General features: G+C 69.0%; 16 protein-coding genes. 9 read left to right on the top strand and 7 right to left on the bottom strand.

Annotated features, from left to right (window positions below):
- Nucleotides 1-120: 120 nt before the first annotated feature.
- Nucleotides 121-1584, top strand: a complete 1464-nt coding sequence (locus BLT45_RS02800; protein ID WP_093294876.1) for a peptidoglycan DD-metalloendopeptidase family protein — start codon at nucleotides 121-123, stop codon at nucleotides 1582-1584.
- A gap of 73 nt (nucleotides 1585-1657) precedes the next feature.
- Nucleotides 1658-2788: an anhydro-N-acetylmuramic acid kinase gene (locus BLT45_RS02795; RefSeq protein WP_093294873.1), complete on the top strand. Its 1131-nt coding sequence runs from the start codon at nucleotides 1658-1660 to the stop codon at nucleotides 2786-2788.
- Here BLT45_RS02795 and BLT45_RS02790 read toward each other — a convergent pair.
- From BLT45_RS02790 to BLT45_RS02780, 3 genes are read right to left on the bottom strand one after another with little or no spacing between them, the layout of a single operon-like run.
- Entirely contained in the window at nucleotides 2785-3012 is a 228-nt protein-coding gene (locus tag BLT45_RS02790) for a hypothetical protein (RefSeq protein ID WP_093294870.1), read from the bottom strand. The two genes, BLT45_RS02795 and BLT45_RS02790, sit on opposite strands and share 4 nt — an antisense overlap.
- Before the next feature lie 57 nt (nucleotides 3013-3069).
- Nucleotides 3070-4410 (bottom strand): AmpG family muropeptide MFS transporter, encoded by a 1341-nt coding sequence (locus BLT45_RS02785; RefSeq protein ID WP_093294867.1) that lies wholly within the window; start codon nucleotides 4408-4410, stop codon nucleotides 3070-3072.
- Nucleotides 4410-5180, bottom strand: a complete 771-nt coding sequence (locus BLT45_RS02780; RefSeq protein WP_093294864.1) for an exodeoxyribonuclease III — start codon at nucleotides 5178-5180, stop codon at nucleotides 4410-4412. Before BLT45_RS02780 ends, BLT45_RS02785 begins: the two co-directional genes overlap by 1 nt.
- A gap of 113 nt (nucleotides 5181-5293) precedes the next feature.
- Here BLT45_RS02780 and pyrE point away from each other — a divergent pair, with 113 nt between their 5' ends.
- Both pyrE and BLT45_RS02770 read left to right on the top strand, forming a co-directional pair.
- Entirely contained in the window at nucleotides 5294-5965 is a 672-nt protein-coding gene (pyrE, locus tag BLT45_RS02775) for an orotate phosphoribosyltransferase (RefSeq protein ID WP_093294861.1), read from the top strand.
- Nucleotides 5966-6003: 38 nt separating this feature from the next.
- Nucleotides 6004-6663: a hypothetical protein gene (locus BLT45_RS02770; protein ID WP_093294859.1), complete on the top strand. Its 660-nt coding sequence runs from the start codon at nucleotides 6004-6006 to the stop codon at nucleotides 6661-6663.
- 60 nt (nucleotides 6664-6723) lie between these two features.
- Here BLT45_RS02770 and BLT45_RS02765 read toward each other — a convergent pair whose 3' ends face one another.
- The 3 genes from BLT45_RS02765 to coaBC are packed head-to-tail and all read right to left on the bottom strand — an operon-like array spanning nucleotide 6724 to nucleotide 10759.
- Nucleotides 6724-9054, bottom strand: coding sequence for a phosphomannomutase/phosphoglucomutase (locus BLT45_RS02765; RefSeq protein ID WP_093294856.1), 2331 nt, complete (start codon nucleotides 9052-9054; stop codon nucleotides 6724-6726).
- A 14-nt stretch (nucleotides 9055-9068) separates the two neighbouring features.
- Nucleotides 9069-9533, bottom strand: a complete 465-nt coding sequence (gene dut / locus BLT45_RS02760) for a dUTP diphosphatase (protein ID WP_093294852.1) — start codon at nucleotides 9531-9533, stop codon at nucleotides 9069-9071.
- On the bottom strand, nucleotides 9530-10759 hold the full coding sequence (gene coaBC, locus BLT45_RS02755; RefSeq protein WP_093294850.1) for a bifunctional phosphopantothenoylcysteine decarboxylase/phosphopantothenate--cysteine ligase CoaBC: 1230 nt from the start codon (nucleotides 10757-10759) through the stop codon (nucleotides 9530-9532). Before coaBC ends, dut begins: the two co-directional genes overlap by 4 nt.
- A 97-nt stretch (nucleotides 10760-10856) precedes the next feature.
- Here coaBC and radC point away from each other — a divergent pair, with 97 nt between their 5' ends.
- From radC to BLT45_RS02730, 5 genes are all read left to right on the top strand, one after another.
- The gene (radC, locus tag BLT45_RS02750; protein ID WP_093294844.1) at nucleotides 10857-11531 is read left to right on the top strand and encodes a RadC family protein; all 675 of its coding nucleotides are present in this window, start codon (nucleotides 10857-10859) and stop codon (nucleotides 11529-11531) included.
- Nucleotides 11532-11632: 101 nt separating this feature from the next.
- Nucleotides 11633-13321, top strand: coding sequence for an arginine--tRNA ligase (gene argS / locus BLT45_RS02745; protein ID WP_093294841.1), 1689 nt, complete (start codon nucleotides 11633-11635; stop codon nucleotides 13319-13321).
- A gap of 15 nt (nucleotides 13322-13336) precedes the next feature.
- A complete protein-coding gene (locus tag BLT45_RS02740; RefSeq protein ID WP_093294838.1) occupies nucleotides 13337-14122 on the top strand; it encodes an SPOR domain-containing protein in 786 nt (261 codons plus the stop codon).
- A complete protein-coding gene (locus tag BLT45_RS02735; RefSeq protein ID WP_139187895.1) occupies nucleotides 14119-14544 on the top strand; it encodes a hypothetical protein in 426 nt (141 codons plus the stop codon). The genes BLT45_RS02740 and BLT45_RS02735 overlap by 4 nt, the downstream gene beginning before the upstream one ends.
- Before the next feature lie 31 nt (nucleotides 14545-14575).
- Nucleotides 14576-15328 carry an SDR family NAD(P)-dependent oxidoreductase gene (locus tag BLT45_RS02730; protein WP_093294832.1) on the top strand — a complete coding sequence of 251 codons (753 nt, stop codon included), beginning with the start codon at nucleotides 14576-14578 and terminating at the stop codon, nucleotides 15326-15328.
- Between the two features lie 98 nt (nucleotides 15329-15426).
- On the opposite strand, the gene speA is transcribed toward BLT45_RS02730, so the two are convergent.
- Nucleotides 15427-17316, bottom strand: a complete 1890-nt coding sequence (gene speA / locus BLT45_RS02725) for an arginine decarboxylase (protein ID WP_093294830.1) — start codon at nucleotides 17314-17316, stop codon at nucleotides 15427-15429.
- Nucleotides 17317-17429 lie beyond the last annotated feature (113 nt).

Raw genomic sequence — 17429 nt, 5'->3', positions numbered from 1 at the left:
AAGAAAGTAAATAGTGATACCAATCAAAAAATCCAATTGACTCAATGGTTTGACGCGAAGTCTTCGCGTGTCTATGGTACGCCGATTGGGGCTTCGCCTTGGCCCCGGGGTGCAACCTTGATGCAAACTCATGGGGGCGGCAACAGCCGCAAGCAACTGTTCCGGGAGCGCCTTGGGGTGCTTCGCGATACCGCGCTCCACCAGCAGGTGAAGCGGCATCTTCCGGAAGGCCGCTGGACGCGCCGTCACTGGATCCACGCCAGCCTCTTCACGACCATCGGCGTGATGATGGCGACCATCGTGCCGGGCTTCTCGAGCGCGATCCAAGCGCCGGTATCCCAGCCCCGCAACACGCTGCTGCTCGAACTGCCCGAACTGTCCGCGGCGCGCCAGGCCGGCACGGCCGGCGACAGCTGGCAGGTCGTGCGGGTGAAGCCCGGGCAGACCCTGGGCGCGATCTTCGAAGAACTCGGCATTCCGGCCGCCACCCTGCATCGCATCCTGGACAACGCCGATGCCAAGAAGGCGCTGACGCGCCTGAAGCCCGGCACCGAGATCGCGTTCGACCTGCCGGTCACCGGCGGCCTGCGCACGCTGCGCTACGACCGCGACCCTAGCCACCGGGTGGAACTGGTCGTCGGCGCGGACAAGGTCACCGAGCGCGTCGTCGCCCGCGAAACCACCACCCGCACCGTGGTGCTGAGTGGCGAAGTCGGCCGTTCGCTCAATCGCTCGGCGCGCAAGGCCGGCCTGACCTCGGCGAACATCAATTCGATGACGGACGAGATCTTCAAGTACGACATCGACTTCAACTCCGACCTCGGGCCGGACGATCGCTTCAGCGTCGTGGTCGAGCAGACCTGGCGCGAAGGCGAGCTGATCAGCACCGGTCCGGTGCAGGCCGCCACCTTCACCGTCGACGGCAAGCTGCATTCGGGCTTCCGCTTCACCCGTCCGGGCGGCAAGCCGGAGTACTTCACCGCCGCGGGCCGGCCGCTGAAGAAGAGCTTCATCCGCATGCCGATTCCGTACGCGCGCATGAGTTCCAAGTTCGGCGCGCGCCGCCATCCGGTGCTCGGCACGATGCGCATGCACAAGGGCGTGGATTACGCCGCGTCGACGGGCACGCCGATCATGGCCGCAGGCGATGGCCGCGTGCAGTTCGCCGGCTGGCAGGGCGGCTACGGCCGCACCGTCATCCTCGATCACGGCCGTGGCCACACCACGCTGTACGGACACATGTCGCGGCTCGGCAAGATCAAGCAGGGCCAGCGCATCCCGCAGGGGACGGTGATCGGCTACGTCGGCACCACCGGCCTGTCGACGGGCCCGCACCTGCACTACGAATTCCGCATCAACGGTGTACACCGCAATCCGCTGTCGGTGACCATGCCGCCGCCGGAACCGCTCTCCGGCCCGCAGCTGGCCTCGTTCCGCACCTACACGTCGAATGCCCTGGCGCGCATCCGCACCGTCGAGAACATCATCTACGCCGATGTCGGCCCCGCGGAAGAGGCGGCCAGGCCCGCCACGACCGTGGCCACCGCCAAGCCTGCCGCTGGCAAGAAGAACGGCGAGGGCTAATCCGGCCGAACATGGCGGGAAACGAGAAAAGGCGGGACACTGTCCCGCCTTTTTCTTTGCCCGCAGATCCTGCATGACGATCTCCGCTTCCGCCGACCTCTATCTGGGCCTGATGTCGGGCACCAGCGCCGATGGCATCGATGCCGCGCTGGTCCGGTTCCAGGAAGCGGCGACGGGCCTGCGATGCGAACTCGTCCACGGCCGCACCTTCGCCTGGGATCCGGCGCTGCGTACGCAGCTGGTCGCGCTGGGCCAGGGCGCGGACGCGGTGTCGCTCGACGCACTGGGCTCGCTGGACGGCCGTACGGCGAATGCGTTCGCCGATGCTGCGCTCGCCCTGCTGGAGGACGCCGGCATACCGCGCGGCCACGTGCGCGCGCTCGGCTCCCACGGCCAGACGATCCGCCATCGTCCGCATGCCGATCCGCCGTTCACCTGGCAGCTCGGCGACGGCAACGTGATCGCCGAGCGCAGCGGTATCGACACGGTGGCGGACTTCCGCCGCCGTGACGTCGCCGCGGGCGGGCAAGGCGCGCCGCTGATGCCTGCGTTCCATGCGGCCCTGCTCGGCTCGTCGCACGAGGATCGGGCGGTCCTCAATCTGGGCGGCATCGGCAATGTCACCCTGCTCCCGGTGATCGGCGACGTACGCGGCTTCGACACGGGCCCGGCGAACGCGCTGATGGATGCCTGGTGCGAACGCCATACCGGCCAACCTTACGACGCGGGCGGCGCCCTGGCCGCCAGCGGCCGCCTGGATGCGACGCTGCTGGCGCGCCTGCTGGCCGAACCGTGGTTCGCGCTGCCGCCACCCAAGAGCACCGGACGCGAGCAGTTCCACCTGGACTGGCTGCAGGCCCGGCTGGGCGATGCCCCGCTGGCGGCGGCCGACGTACAGGCCACGCTGCTGGAACTGACCGCGCGCACGGTGGCGGACGCACTGCAGATGACGCAGCCGGATACCCGGCGTGTGCTGGTCTGCGGCGGCGGCGTGCACAACGCCGCGCTGATGGTGCGGCTGGCCGCGCACCTGCCGCAGGCGGTGGTGGAATCCACCGCGGCCCATGGGCTGGACCCGGACTACGTGGAAGCGATGGGCTTCGCGTGGCTGGCGCGGGAAACGCTCGCGGGGCGGCCCGGCAACCTGCCCGCCGTCACCGGTGCCTCCGGGCGGCGCGTCCTGGGCACAGTGTTCCCGGCCTAGAAGCCCTTGCCGGGCGGCACGTCCTTCAGTGCGCTGATGGCGTCGGCCAGCGCGTTCACTTCCCGGTCGCTCAGCCCGCCGCGGACTTCGGCTTCGCAGACGAACAGGCCCTGCTCGAGCAGGTTGAAAATGGTGTCGTGGATCGGCCAGCCCCGCGCATCCGACACGCGACGGATGCGCTCGGCCAGGATCGGATCCACGTCCTTCAGCACGATGTCGGTCATTGCTCCGCCCCTATGCTCCCCAGCGAAAACTGTAACGCACGCCGAACGCCGCGTCGGCTATATGGTCTGTGGAGGTCGCGCGCGCAACTGGCGGGACAGCCACAAGCACAACAGCAACGCCGGCAAACCTGCGAGCGCTGTACCCAGGAAGAACAAGGCGTACCCCTCGATCAGCGTGCGACCCTCCGCCAGGTATTCGACGGCGACACCGGAGAAGCCCTTGAGCATCTTCCCCAGCAAGGCATAGAAGGAACTCAGTAGGGCATATTGAGTCGCGGTGTATCCGATGCTCGTCAGGCTGGACATGTACGCAACCAAAGCGGTACCCGCGAAGCCGGTCGCGAAACCATCGATCGCCATCGCCGACACGAAAACGGTAGGGTCGCCATGGGCGTACGCCACCCAGCTGAACGCCGCATTGGAGCCCGGCCCAAGGATCGCCCCCGCAAGCAGCGTCGGCGCGAATCCAAAGCGCACGGCACTGATGCCCGCGGCAGCGATGCCGATCAGCGACGAGATCAGGCCCACGGAAGCGCGCACCTCTCCGACGAATTCCTTGGTGAGGCCGATGTCCGCATAGAACGGATTGTTCATCGGACCCATGACGAAGTCGGGCAGCCGGTAAAGGCTGATCGCCGCGAGCATCAGAAGCGCCCATTTGCCATGGACCCTGAAAAAAGCAATGAACGGTCCGATGATCGCGTCCCACAGGCCCGAGATCGTCCACAAGGGCTCGGAATGTTCCACCGCCGCCAATTGGGTCGCTGCCGGCTCGCGCGCCAGGAACAGGGCCGAGAACATGCCTACGCCCATCAGCGCAGCCATCATCCAGTACGACATGGACCAGCCCACGTAGGTGGCCAGGATGAGGATCAGCGCATCGGTCACCAGCAGGGCGGTGCGATAGCCGAACTGGGTTCCGGACGTAAGCAGGCCCAACTCTTCGGTGCTGTTGGCGATCTCAATGCGCCAGGCGTCGATCACGATGTCCTGCGTGGCTGAAGCGAACGCAGCGATCAACGCGAGCACCGCGAAGGTCACCAGTCCGCCCTGTGGCTGCACAATAGCCATGCCGGCCAGGCCCGCGGCCACCACGATCTGCGACAACAGCATCCACCCGCGGCGGCGGCCCAGCCGCCCCAGCAGCGGCACGTCGGTCTTGTCGATGATCGGCGCCCAGAGGAACTTCAGGGTGTATGCCAATCCCACCCAGGACAGAAACCCGATCGCGGACAGCTCGCTGCCGTTCTCGCGCATCCAGTAACCCATGGTGTTGCCCACGAGGTACAACGGCAGGCCCGACGAGAACCCCAGCAACAGCATCGCCAGCACCTTGGGCTGGCGCAGATTGAGCAGCACGTTCTGCCAAGGCTTGCGGGGCGCGGCAGTCGAAGTCATCAGGTGTAGTCCACCGTGAAGGGCGCGTGGTCGGAGAACCGCTGCTCGCGGTAGATCGAGCAGGCCGTGAGGCGGTCGCGCAGCGAGGGCGTGACGAACTGGTAGTCGATCCGCCATCCCACGTTGTTGGCGCGCGCGGCGCCGCGGTTGCTCCACCAGGTGTAGTCCTGGCCTTCCGGGTGCAGCACGCGGTAGGCATCGACCCAGCCGCTGTCGTCCACGCACATGCCGTTCAACCAGTCGCGCTCAGGCGGCAGGCAGCCGGAGTTCTTCTGGTTGCTGGTCCAGTTCTTGATGTCCAGCCGGCTGCGCACGATGTTCCAGTCGCCGCACAGCACGTAATGGCGGCCGCTGCGGCGCCATTCGTCCAGCACCGGCGCCAGCCAGTCCATCACCTTGAACTTGAAGCCCTGGCGCTCGTCGCCCGAGGAGCCCGAGGGGATGTAGAACGACACCACGCTCAGGTCGCCGAACCGCGCCTCGATGTAGCGCCCTTCCTCGTCGAAGTCCGGCCAGCCCAGCGCGGTGCGGATCTCGTCCGGCTCGCGCTTGGCGTAGATTGCCACGCCGCTGTAGCCCTTCTTGGTCGTGGCGTCGCGGAACCAGGCCTTGTAGCCGGCCGGGAGGAATTCGGGGCCGGCCAGCTGGTGTTCCTGCGCCTTGGTCTCCTGCACGCACAACACGTCGGCGTGCTGCGCGGCGAACCAGTCGAAGAAGCCCTTGGTGGCCGCCGAGCGCAGGCCGTTGGCATTGAAGCTGATGATGCGCATGTGCACTACGTTCGTCGGAAACCGGGCAAGCGTACCCGAACCGGCGCCTCCACCGCGCGACCTGCACGCCATGGCGGTTATCCTGTCCGCCATCCTGTTCAGCCCATGCCCCCATGACCGACCACCGCTCCCGCTTCCTCCAGCTCGCACTGCACGCGCAAGCCCTGCGCTTCGGCCAGTTCACGCTGAAATCGGGTCGGCAGAGTCCCTACTTCTTCAATGCCGGGCGCTTCGACAGCGGCGCCCGCCTGGCGGGCCTGGCGACGTGCTATGCCGATGCGGTCGAGGACGCCGGCCTGCAGTTCGACCTGCTGTTCGGGCCGGCGTACAAGGGCATCCCGTTGGCGACCGCGGTGGCGTGCGAGTTCGCCCGCCGGGGCCGCGACCTGCCGGTGGCCTTCAACCGCAAGGAAGCCAAGGACCACGGTGAGGGTGGCCTGCTGATCGGCGCACCGCTGGAAGACCGGCGTGTGCTGATCGTCGACGACGTGATCACCGCCGGCACCGCCATCCGCGAGGCGCTGGGCCTGATCCGTGCCGGTGGCGGGCAGCCCGCGGGCATCGTGGTCGCGCTGGACCGCCAGGAAGTGCTGGGTGAACCGGCCTCCGGCGGGCTCCGCCGCTCCGCCGCGCAGTCGGTGTCCGAGGAGACCGGCGTGCCGGTCGTCGCCGTCGCCAGCCTGCACGACCTGCTTGCTTTTGCCGGTGAAAGCGCCGACCTTGTCCACCATCGCGACGACCTGCTGGCCTACCGGGCCCGCTACGGCAGCGCGACCCAGGACTGACGCAGCAGGGGGCTGCCATGACTGTCCGCACACCATTGATGTTGGCCCTCGTCCTGTTGGCGCCCACGGCGCTGGCCCAGGACAAGGCACCGGCCAAGAAACTCTTCTGCTGGCAGGAGAAGGGCCAGCGCGTCTGCAGCGATGCGCTGCCCGCCGAAGCGGTCAATGCCGCGCGCGAAGAGATCAGCGCAACCAGCGGACTGCGCACCGGTGGCGTCGAGCGCGCCATGACGGAAGACGAGCGCAGCCAGGCGGCCATCGAAGTCCAGCAGCGGCAGATGGACGCTGCGGCTGCGGAAACCCGCAGGCGGACCGATGCGGCGATGCTGCTTTCCTATCGCGACGAGAACGATCTGCGGCGCGTGTTCAACGAACGCATCGCCATCGTCGACAACAATGTGCGGACGGCGAGCTACAACACCGTCAGCCTGCGCGAGGGCCTGGTCAGCCTGCTGCAGACCGCGGGCAACCAGGAACTGGCCGGGCGCCCCGTGACCGCCGAACTGGCGGCCAACATCCGCCAGCGCCACGCCGAGCTGGTGCGCACGCGCCGGCTGCAGCACAGCTTCGAGACCCAGCGCGCGGAACTGGACGTGGAGATCACCGACATCATGCAGCGGTACCGCGCGATGAAGGGCACCAACCCGGACGCCGTCGAAGAGGCGGCCGGACAGACCCCGGCGCCCACGCGCAACTGACGTCGCAAACGACGACGCCGGGACATGCCCGGCGTCGTGTAGCCGTCTACCGGCGGGATCTCAGAACGTCATCTTCAGTTCCGGCGCGAGTCCCTGCAGGCGCGTGCGGAACTCCGTCTTGATGCGCTCCAGCGCCTCGGTGTTGTCGGCCTCGAAGCGGAGCACGAGGATAGGCGTGGTGTTCGACGCACGCACCAGGCCCCAGCCATCGTCCCAATCGGCGCGCAGGCCGTCGATCGTCGACAGCCGCGCACCCTCGAACTCCGCGCCATCGACGAAACGCGCCACGATCTCGTGCGGCGTGCCTTCGACGACATCGACCTTGATCTCCGGCGTCGACACGCCGTCGGGCAACGCTGCGAGGACCTCGGACGGCGGCTCGGACCGGTTCGCCAGGATCTCCAGCAGGCGGGCGGCCGAATACAGTCCGTCGTCGAACCCGTACCAGCGCTCCTGGAAGAAGAAGTGGCCGCTCATCTCGCCGGCCAGCTCGGCGCCGCTCTCGCGCATCTTGGCCTTGATCAGCGAGTGCCCCGTCTTCCACATCATCGGCGTACCGCCATGGCGGAGCACCCACCCCTGCAGCTTTCCGGTGCACTTCACGTCGTAGATGATCAGGGCACCGGGATTGCGCTCCAGCACGTCGGCCGCGAACAGCATCAGCAGGCGGTCCGGGAAGATCACCGCGCCCTCCCGCGTCACCACGCCCAGGCGGTCGCCGTCGCCGTCGAACGCCAGGCCGATGTCGGCGTCGAACCGCTTCACGGTCTGGATCAGGTCTTCCAGGTTGTGCGGCTCGCTCGGGTCCGGATGGTGGTTCGGGAACGTGCCGTCGACTTCGCAGTAGAGCGGGATCACTTCGGCGCCGATGGCTTCCAGCAACTGCGGCGCGATGTCGCCGGCGACGCCGTTGCCGGCGTCCACGACCACCTTCAGCGGCCGCTCCAGCTGCACGTCGTCGGCGATGCGCTGGATGTAGTCGGAGGAGATGTCGCGCTGCTGCAGGTCGCCGGGCACGTTGGCGACGTACAGGCGGTTGTCGCGGATGCGCTCGTAGAGATCGGTGATGGCATCGCCCGACAGCGTCTGCCCGCCGACCACGATCTTGAAACCGTTGTAGTCCGGCGGGTTATGGCTGCCGGTCAGTGCGACGCAGCTGCCCGCCCGCAGGTGGTAGGCGCCGAAGTAGGCCACCGGCGTCGGCGCCAGGCCGATGTCGATGACGTTGCGGCCGGCCTTGCGCAGGCCGCTGATGAGGCCACCGACCAGATCGGGACCGGACAGGCGTCCGTCACGGCCGACGACGATGTCGGCCAGGTCTTCGTCGCGCATGACGGAACCGATCGCCAGGCCGATCAGTTCGGCCACCTCGATGCTGAGCGTCTTGCCCACGATCCCGCGGATGTCGTAGGCGCGGAAGATACCCGGGTCGACCTCCACAGCGGTCCGGGCAGGTCGCGTGCCCTCATCGCGCTCGACCGCCTCGCGCGCCGCCACGGGCATCGGCGGCGGTTCGCGCAGCAGCGCTTCGCCCAGCGTGGGCTCGTCGCCGTCGAAGCTTTCCGTTTTCTTCTTGCCCAACGCCGGCAGGCGAATCCCGCCGCGCGCCACCAGCAGCGCCACGATCGCGAGGAGGCCCAGCAGGCCGGCGACCACCATGGCGGGAATCGCTCCCAGGCCCAACGGGCCCGGCTCACTGTCCGGCACGGCCGTCGCTACCCGCAGCCCGGTCTTGCCGACGGCGTGGGCCATGCGTTCGGCCGCATCCTGCAGACTGCTGTTGCCGCGCTCGCGCACGCTGAACGCGCCCTGGCGCAAGGCCAGGTAGCCCCCCGGCGGCGCCTGCACCGCATCGAAGCCCGACGCCAACTGCGCCAACGGCAACCGCACGTACACCACGCCCTGCGGCACGGCGGCCGCCAGGCCGAACACGGTCGCCTTGCCATCTTTCAGCACGCGCGCCGCCACCTGGTCGCCCTGCATCGCGGCCTCGAGCAGCGCGAGTTTGCTGTACCCAAATGCCGATGCGTCTTGGTACGCGGCGTCCAGGTTGGCGTCGAGGATCTCGATCGCTTCGACGCCGGCCCAGCCTTCGCGCAATGCCGCCGTCGCGGCCGCCGTGTCGCCGGCGGCCAGCGCTGCCTTGACCGGTTCGGAGGCCAGGCGTCGGGCCAGCTCCTTGCTCAGCGTGTCGTACTCGCCCTGCACGGCGACCACCGCCGCATCGCGAGCGCGCTCCATGTCGGTCAGCAGGCCGGCTTCGCGCCACTGCCTGACCCCGCTCCAGCCCAGCAGGCCGGCCAGCAGGATCAGCAGCAGGGCCAACATCGGCAGCGCACGCTGCAGGTCGCCCACGGGCATGCGCGCACGGCGCTCGTTCGTTGCGTTCATCGGTTTATCCCCTGTCATCGCACGCCGGTGTGGCCGAAGCCACCCGTCCCCCGTGCGCTGTCGGCGAAAGTATCCACCACCTGGAGCGCCACGCGCACGACCGGCAGCACCATGACCTGGGCGATGCGGTCGCCGGGCTGGATGGTGAAGGCTTCGTGGCCCCGGTTCCATACGCTGATCAGCAGGGGGCCCTGGTAGTCGGCGTCGATCAGGCCGGTGCCGTTGCCGAGCACGATCCCGTGGCGATGGCCCAGGCCGGAGCGCGGCAGCACTACGGCGCACAGGTGGGGGTCGCCCAGGTGCAGGGCGATCCCGCTCGGTACCAGGGCGGCATCGCCGGGCTCCAGCACCAGCGGCGCGTCCAGCGCGGCGCGCAGGTCCATGCCCGCACTGGCTTCGGTGGCATAGGCCGGCAGCGGCCACTCGTCGCCGAAACGGGGATCCAGCAGTTTCACTTCCACCGCGCGGGGTGCGCTCATGCGTTCAATCGCTCCACGATCAGATCGATCAGTTCGTCGGCCAGGCGGGTCTTCGGGGCGGTCGCGAAGCTGCGTTCGCCGTCCTTCCAGTACGCGGTCATCGCGTTCTGGTCGCTCTCGAAGCCGCCATCGGCGATGCCCACGCGGTTGGCCACGATCATGTCCAGCCGCTTGGCTTCCAGCTTCTTGCGGGCGTACTCCGCCACGTTGTTGGTCTCGGCGGCGAAACCGACCACCAGTTTCAGCGCCTGCGTCTGGGCGGCGACCTGGGCGAGGATGTCGGGCGTGCGCACCAGGTCCAGCGCCAGCGATTCGCTGGACTTCTTGATCTTGTTGGCCGCCGGCTCGCGCGGCGTGTAGTCGGCCACGGCCGCGGCCCCGATGTAGATGTCCGCGGGCAGCGCGGCGAACACCGCGTCATGCATCTGCGCCGCCGAACGAACGTCGACGCGGGTCACGCCCGCAGGCGTGGGCAGGTGCACGGGACCTGCGACCAGGGTGACGCGCGCGCCGCGCTGGGCGGCGCTGGCGGCCACCGCGAAGCCCATCTTGCCGCTGCTGCGGTTGCCCAGATAGCGCACCGGGTCCAGGTCTTCGTAGGTCGGGCCAGCGCTGACCACGACGGCCAGCCCGGCCAGATCCTGCGGACCGGCCGCCACGGCGCCTGGCGCCCCTGCCAGCGCCGCCACGATCTCTTCGGGTTCCGCGAGCCGACCGGGACCGGATTCGCCTTCGGCCAGCGGGCCGTCGTTCGGGCCCACGACCTGCACGCCCCGCTCCCGCAACGTGGCGAGATTGGCCTGGGTGGCCGGGTGCTGCCACATGCGGTGGTTCATCGCCGGCGCCAGCGTGAGCGGCGCGGTGGTCGCCAGGCACAGCGTGGTGACCAGGTCATCGGCCAGGCCATGCGCCAGCCGCGCCATAAGGTCGGCGGTGGCGGGGGCGACGATGACGCGGTCCGCCCAGCGGGCCAGTTCGATGTGGCCCATCGCCTGCTCCGCTGCGCTGTCCCACAGGGTGGTGCGGGTGACATGGCCCGACAGAGCCTGGAAGCTGAGCGGCGTGACGAACTGCTGGGCGCCGGCCGTCATCGCGACCTGCACCTCGGCACCCGCCTCGCGCAGTCGGCGCACCAGTTCCAGCGCCTTGTAGGCGGCGATGCCGCCCCCCACGCACAACAACAGGCGTTGCCCCGCCAGACCCGGTGTCTTGTCCGCTCCGCTCACGTCGGCCCATTCCTACGTCGATTCAGGCGATTAGCTTAACCGAACACCCCGTGATGCCCGATGCATCCCGGTCGTGCGCGCAGGCGATGCTGCCGCCATGCAGATCCGAGACTGGCCACCCGACGAGCGTCCCCGCGAGAAGCTGCTGAGCCGGGGCGCCAGCGCGCTCAGCGATGCGGAACTGCTCGCGCTGTTCCTCGGTTCCGGACTGCGCGGCCGCGACGCGGTGGCGACCGCCCGCGAACTGCTCACGGCCCATGGTCCGCTCCGTACCCTGCTGGAGCGCCCCGCGGCAGACCTTCTCGCGCTGCCCGCCGTGGGCCCCGCGCGGGCCTGCGCCCTCGCCGCCGCGCTGGAACTGGCGAACCGCCTGCTGCTGGCCACGCTGGAACGCGGGGAGGCCATCGGCGATCCGTCTGCGGCCGGGCGCTACTTCGCCCAGCGGCTCCGCGGGCGGCGCCACGAGGTCTTCGCGGCCCTGTTCCTCGACACCCGCCATCGGGTCCTGGCTTTCGAAGAGCTCTTCCACGGTTCCGTGGACAGCGCAGAGGTCCACCCACGCGAGGTCGCCCGTCGTGCGCTCGCGTTCAACGCCTCCGCCCTGATCGTCGGGCACAACCACCCGTCGGGGTGCGCCGAGCCCTCCGCCGCCGACCGGGCGGTGACCCAGCGCCTGAAGCAGGCGCTGGCCCTGGTGGACGTCCGCCTGCTGGATCACTTCATCGTCGGCGACGGGCCGCCCCAGTCGATGGCAGCACGCGGTTGGGTGTGAGGTAGCGTGGCCCGGCGAGGGCCCAGCTGAACCAGCCGCAGCCCACGTCTACGCCGGGAAAACCTAGAATAGGCGGTTCCCACGCAACACGACGGCCTTCCGTGAAAGCTTCCCTCCGCGCCTTGATCGCCCAGGGCATCGACGCCCTGCGCTCCGCCGGCACCCTGCCGGCCGATGCCGCCACGCCCGATTTCGTGGTCGAGCGCCCCAAGACCCGCGAACACGGCGACTTCGCCACCAATGCGGCCATGCTGCTGGCCAAGGCGGCGCGCAGCAATCCGCGCGCGATCGCCACCGCGCTCGTCGATGCGCTGCCCGCCAACGACGAGGTCGCGAAGGTCGACATCGCCGGCCCCGGCTTCATCAATTTCCACCTCAGCCCCGGCGCCTACCAGCGCGAAGTGGCCACGGCGCTGGCGCAGGGCGCCGCATACGGCCGCAACGAAAGCGGCCAGGGCCGCACGGTCGGCGTGGAATACGTATCGGCCAACCCGACCGGCCCGCTGCACGTCGGCCACGGCCGCGCCGGCGCGATCGGCGACTGCATCGCCCGCGTGCTTGCGGCCAATGGCTGGAACGCCCAGCGCGAGTTCTACTACAACGACGCCGGCGTGCAGATCGACAACCTGGCCAAGTCCACCCAGGCGCGCGCGCACGGTCTGGCGCCGGATGGCGAGGGCTGGCCGGAAGACGGCTATCGCGGCGACTACATCGCCGACGTGGCGCAGGCGTACCTCGCCGGCGACTCGGTCGAGGTGGAAGGCCACGTCGTCACCGGCGAAAAGGATCCGCAGGATCTCGACGCCATCCGCCGCTTCGCGGTGGCCTACCTGCGCCGCGAGCAGAACCTGGACCTGGCCGCCTTCGGCGTCTCGTTCGACCGCTACTTCCTGGAGAGCTCGCTGTACGCCGACCAGAAGGTCGAGGAGACCGTGCGCAAGCTGGTCGCCTCCGGCCACACGTACGAAGAGGGTGGCGCGCTGTGGCTGAAGTCGACCGACTTCGGCGACGACAAGGACCGCGTGATGCGCAAGTCCGACGGCAGCTACACCTACTTCGTGCCGGACGTGGCCTACCACCTGTCGAAGTGGCAGCGCGGCTACGAGCGCGCGATCACCGAACTGGGCGCCGACCATCACGGCTCGCTGGCCCGCGTGAAGGCCGGCCTGCAGGCGCTGGGCGAAGGCATACCGCAGGGTTATCCGGAGTACGTGCTGCACCAGATGGTCACGGTGATGCGCGGCGGCGAGGAAGTGAAGCTGTCCAAGCGCGCCGGCAGCTACTTCACCCTGCGCGACCTGATCGAGGAAACCAGCGCCGACGCGACGCGCTGGTTCCTGATCGCGCGCAAGCCGGATTCGCAGCTGACGTTCGACATCGATCTGGCCCGCCAGCAGAGCAACGACAACCCGGTGTTCTACGTGCAGTACGCACACGCCCGCGTGTGCAGCCTGCTGCGCCAGGCCGGCGAGAAGGGTTACGCCTACGATGCGGCCAACGGCTTGGCGAACCTGGCGCTTCTGGGCGACGACACGTCGCTGCAGCTGATGGTGGAACTGTCGCGGTACCCGGAAGTGGTGGAAGCCGCCGGCGAGTCGCTGGAGCCGCACGTCGTGGCGCAATACCTGCGCGAGTTGGCCTATGCTTTCCACACGTGGTACGCCGGCACGCCGGTGCTGGTGGACGAGGCCGCGGCGCGCGATGCGCGGCTGGCCCTGGCCCTGGCGGTGCGCCAGGCGCTGGCCAACGGACTGGACCTGTTGGGCGTGAGCGCGCCCGAAAAGATGTAAGCGGAGAAGCAGTACATGGCAGCAAGACGCGGCAAGAACCAGGCCACGCGCAATTCCGGTCACGCGACACCCGCCTGGGTGTGGCTGGTCCTGGGCCTGCTCATCGGCCTGGCGGTGTATTTCATCGTCCCCGGCCTGGGCAAGAAGGACGGCGATGGTTTCTTCCGGCCGCAGCCCAATCCGGATGCGCAGCCCGCGCCGATCGACAGCGCGGACGTGGAAGCCGTGGTGCCCGACGCACCGGTCGCCGACACCGCCGCATCGCCTGCGGCAGGCGATGCCGGCAAGGAGACGCAGTACGACTTCTACACCCTGCTGCCTGGCAAGGAAGTGCAGATGTCGGACGCCGAACTCGCCGCCAGCGCGCGCGAGGAAGAGGCCCGCAAGGCGCGTGCGGCCTTGAATGGCCAGTCGCCGGCCACCGTGCCGACCTCGGCCAGCAATGACGCCGCGCAACCGGCACCGATCGACGAAACACCGGCGCCGCGCGCCACGGCGGACGCCCCGCGCGCTACCGATGCCGCGCCGGCGCCCAAGCCGGCCGCGACCGTGGCGAGCGCGGACACCGGTGCCCGCTACATCCTGCAGGCCGGTGCGTTCGGCGCGTCCGGCGATGCCGAGGCGACGAAGGCGAAGATCGCCATGCTTGGCCTGAGCGCGCGCGTCGAATCGGCGCAGATCAACGGCAAGACGGTGTACCGCGTGCGCATGGGCCCGTACGGCACCGCGAGCGAACTGGCCGAAGCCAAGCAGAAGCTCGCCAGCGGCGGCCTGCCGGCGATGGCGGTGAAGGCGCAGTGAGCCCGCTTCGCCCCTGGCAGCGCATGGCGCTGGCCACGGTGACGGTACTCGTGGCGCTGCTGGCCGCGTCCTGGATCATCGCGTGGTGGCTGCCCGCGGCCTGGCAGCAGGTCGTGCCCACGCCGCTGGGCTACCTCGCCCCGATCAGTTATCTGGTCACCGCCGCCTGCATGACGCTCGGCGGGGCCATCGCCGGGCGGCGCTTTCTGGTGGTCGCGCTCGGCCTGACCTTCGCGCTATGGATCGCCACGTTCGTGCTGCTGGCGAACATCGCGCTGGCGACGGCCGATGGCGGGCACCCGCTCTTCGCCGTTTTCCGCACCAATGTCGCCAGCGCCGTGCTGTCGCTGGCCGCGGCAGCGTTGGGCACCCACCTCGGTGCCCGCTGGCAGGCGCACCGCGCGCTGCGCGCGACCGCCTGAGCCACCCTCTCCCCTTCCTGCAGGATCGCCCATGACCCGCACCGCCCTCATCACCGGCGCCACGTCAGGCTTCGGTGCCGCTGCCGTCCGCCGCTTCGTGGCCGCCGGCTGGCGCGTCATCGCCACGGGACGCCGCGCCGACCGCCTGCAGGCGCTGGTCGACGAACTCGGCACGGACCACGTCCATGCCGCCGCCTTCGACGTACGCGACGAAGCCGCCCTCGATGCCGCCCTCGACGCGCTGCCGGAGACCTTTCGCGGCATCGACCTCCTCGTCAACAACGCGGGGCTGGCGTTGGGCACCGCACCCGCACAGCAGGCTTCGCTGGACGATTGGCGCACGATGATCGAAACCAACGTGCTGGCGCTGGTCACCGTCACCCGGCGGTTGCTGCCGCAGTTGGTGGAACGCAAGGGCGCGGTCATCAACATCGGTTCGATCGCCGGCAGCTACCCGTATCCGGGCGGTAACACCTATGGCGGCACCAAAGCCTTCGTCCGCCAGTTCTCGCTCGGCCTGCGCAGCGATCTGCACGGCACCGGCGTACGCGTGACCGACATCGAGCCCGGCATGGCGGAGACCGAGTTCACCCTGGTGCGCACGCACGGCGACCAGGCTGCGTCCGACAAGCTCTACACCGGCGCGCAGCCGATGACGGCCGAGGACATCGCCGAGCAGATCTTCTACGTCGCCACGCTGCCGCCGCACCTCAACATCAACCGGCTGGAGATCATGCCGGTGACGCAGTCGTTCGCGGGCTTCCAGGTCGCGCGCGATGCCTAGAGCGGAGCTTGCTCCGCTGCATTCCGTCCGGTTCTCGTGATGCCGACGCCGCGCGAGTCGAGCAAGCTCGACTCTACGAGGTCCCGGGGCACGCGCCGTCAGCCCAGCGGTTCGTCCGACAGGTAGGTATAGCCGGTAAGGCCGGCTTCCAGCGCCTCGGACAGCGCGGCGGATTCCTCGGCGGGCAGCTGCGCTTCTTCCACACGGGTACGGTACGCCGCGCGCAGGTCGTCCAGCTTGTAGCCCACGTAATCGAGCATCACGTCGGTGGTGTCGCCGCGGCGCTGCTGCGTGAGCAGGTAGCCGGTGCCGGCATCGGCGCTGACTTCCACCGCATCGGTGTCGCCGAACAGGTTGTGGATGTCGCCGAGGATCTCCTGGTAGGCGCCGACCAGGAAGATGCCCAGGCGATAGCTCTCGCCGGGCTTCATCGCATGCAGCGGAAGCGAGGAGTCCAGACCCTCGTTCTCGACGTAGGTCTTGACCATGCCATCGGAGTCGCAGGTCATGTCCGCGATGATGCCGCGCCGCGCCGGCACCTCGTCCAGGCGCTCGATCGGCACGATCGGGAACACCTGGTCGATCGCCCACACGTCGGGGATGGATTCGAACACGCTGAAGTTGACGAAGTACTTGTCGACCAGGCGCTCGTTGAGCTCATCCAGCAGGTCGCGATGGCTGCGCTCGTCGCTGCTCAGGCGCGCACGCACGGCGTGCGCGATGGCGTAGAACAGGTCGTCGATGCGTGCGCGGTGGACCAGGTCGATCTGGCCCAGCGCGTACAGCGACAGGCCTTCGCTGTGGTGGTGCTGCGCTTCATGGAAGAGTTCCACCGCCGGGCGCGTGTCGAGTTCGCCGTGGATCTCGCGCAGGTGGCGGATCACCGCCGGTTCGTCGTCGTGCGCAGGCGGCACGCGGCCTTCCGGCGCCTGCTCGACTTCCGACACGTTGACCACCAGCACGGCGTGGTGCGCGGTCATCGCGCGACCGCACTCGGTGACGATGCGCGGCGGCACCAGGCCGTTCTGCTCACAGGCTTCGGCCAGCGGTTGCACGATGTTGCTGGCGTACTGGCCGATGCCGTAGTTGATCGAGCAGTAGCTGCGCGAACGCGTGCCTTCGTAGTCGATGCCCAGGCCGCCGCCGACGTCGACGTGGCTGATGGTCGCGCCGAGCTTCGACAGTTCGACGAAATAGCGGGTCGCCTCGCGCATGCCGTTGGCGATGTCGCGCACGTTGCTGATCTGCGAGCCCATGTGGAAATGCAGCAGACCGAGCGTGTCCTGCAGGCCGGCCTCGCGCAGCTGCTTCCACAGGTCGAGCACCTGGCGCGGCGACAGGCCGAACTTGGCCTTGTCACCGCCACTGTTCTGCCATTTGCCGGCGCCCAGCGTGGCCAGGCGCATGCGCACGCCCAGGCCGGGCTTCACGCCCAGCTTGCGGGACTCTTCGATGACCAGCGCCAGCTCGGACGGCTTCTCGATGACGATGAAGGTCTGCAGGCCCAGCTTGCGGCCGATCAGCGCCAGGCGGATGTATTCGCGGTCCTTGTAGCCGTTGCAGACGATCAGCCCGCCCGGGCGCGACAGCGCCAGCACGGCCATCAGCTCGGGCTTGCTGCCGGCCTCCAGGCCGAAGCCCTCGCCGGCATGCGACGCCAGCGTGCCGGCGACGCCGCGGTGCTGGTTGACCTTGATCGGATACACCGCCGTGTAGCCACCCTTGTAGTCCCAGTCGGCCTGCGCCTGCGCGAACGCGGCCTGCAGCTTGCCGAGGCGGTCGCCGAGGATGTCGGGGAAGCGGACCAGCAGCGGCAGTTGCGCGCCCTGCGCACGCGCGGCGTCGACCACCTCGGGGAGCGGGATCAGCGGCCCCTGCGTGCCCTTCGGCGAGACCACGATGCGGCCGGCGGCGTCCACGTCGAAATACCCTTCGGCCCAGTGCGGCACGGAGTAGGTCTTGCGGGCGTGGTCGGTGGACCAGGTCATGGCGGTTTTCCAGGGGAGGCGAGCGGACGCGCATTCTACAGGCTGCGGTCACATGGGTCCGTTACAATGCGGCCCCTCAGCGGCAGGCCCCTGTCGCCGTTGCCATTCCCTTC

This window comes from Pseudoxanthomonas sp. CF385, from assembly GCF_900104255.1.
Taxonomy (GTDB): Bacteria; Pseudomonadota; Gammaproteobacteria; order Xanthomonadales; family Xanthomonadaceae; genus Pseudoxanthomonas_A.
Note: the sequence above shows the minus strand (reverse complement) of the source record. Positions and strands in the feature narration are given on the sequence as shown.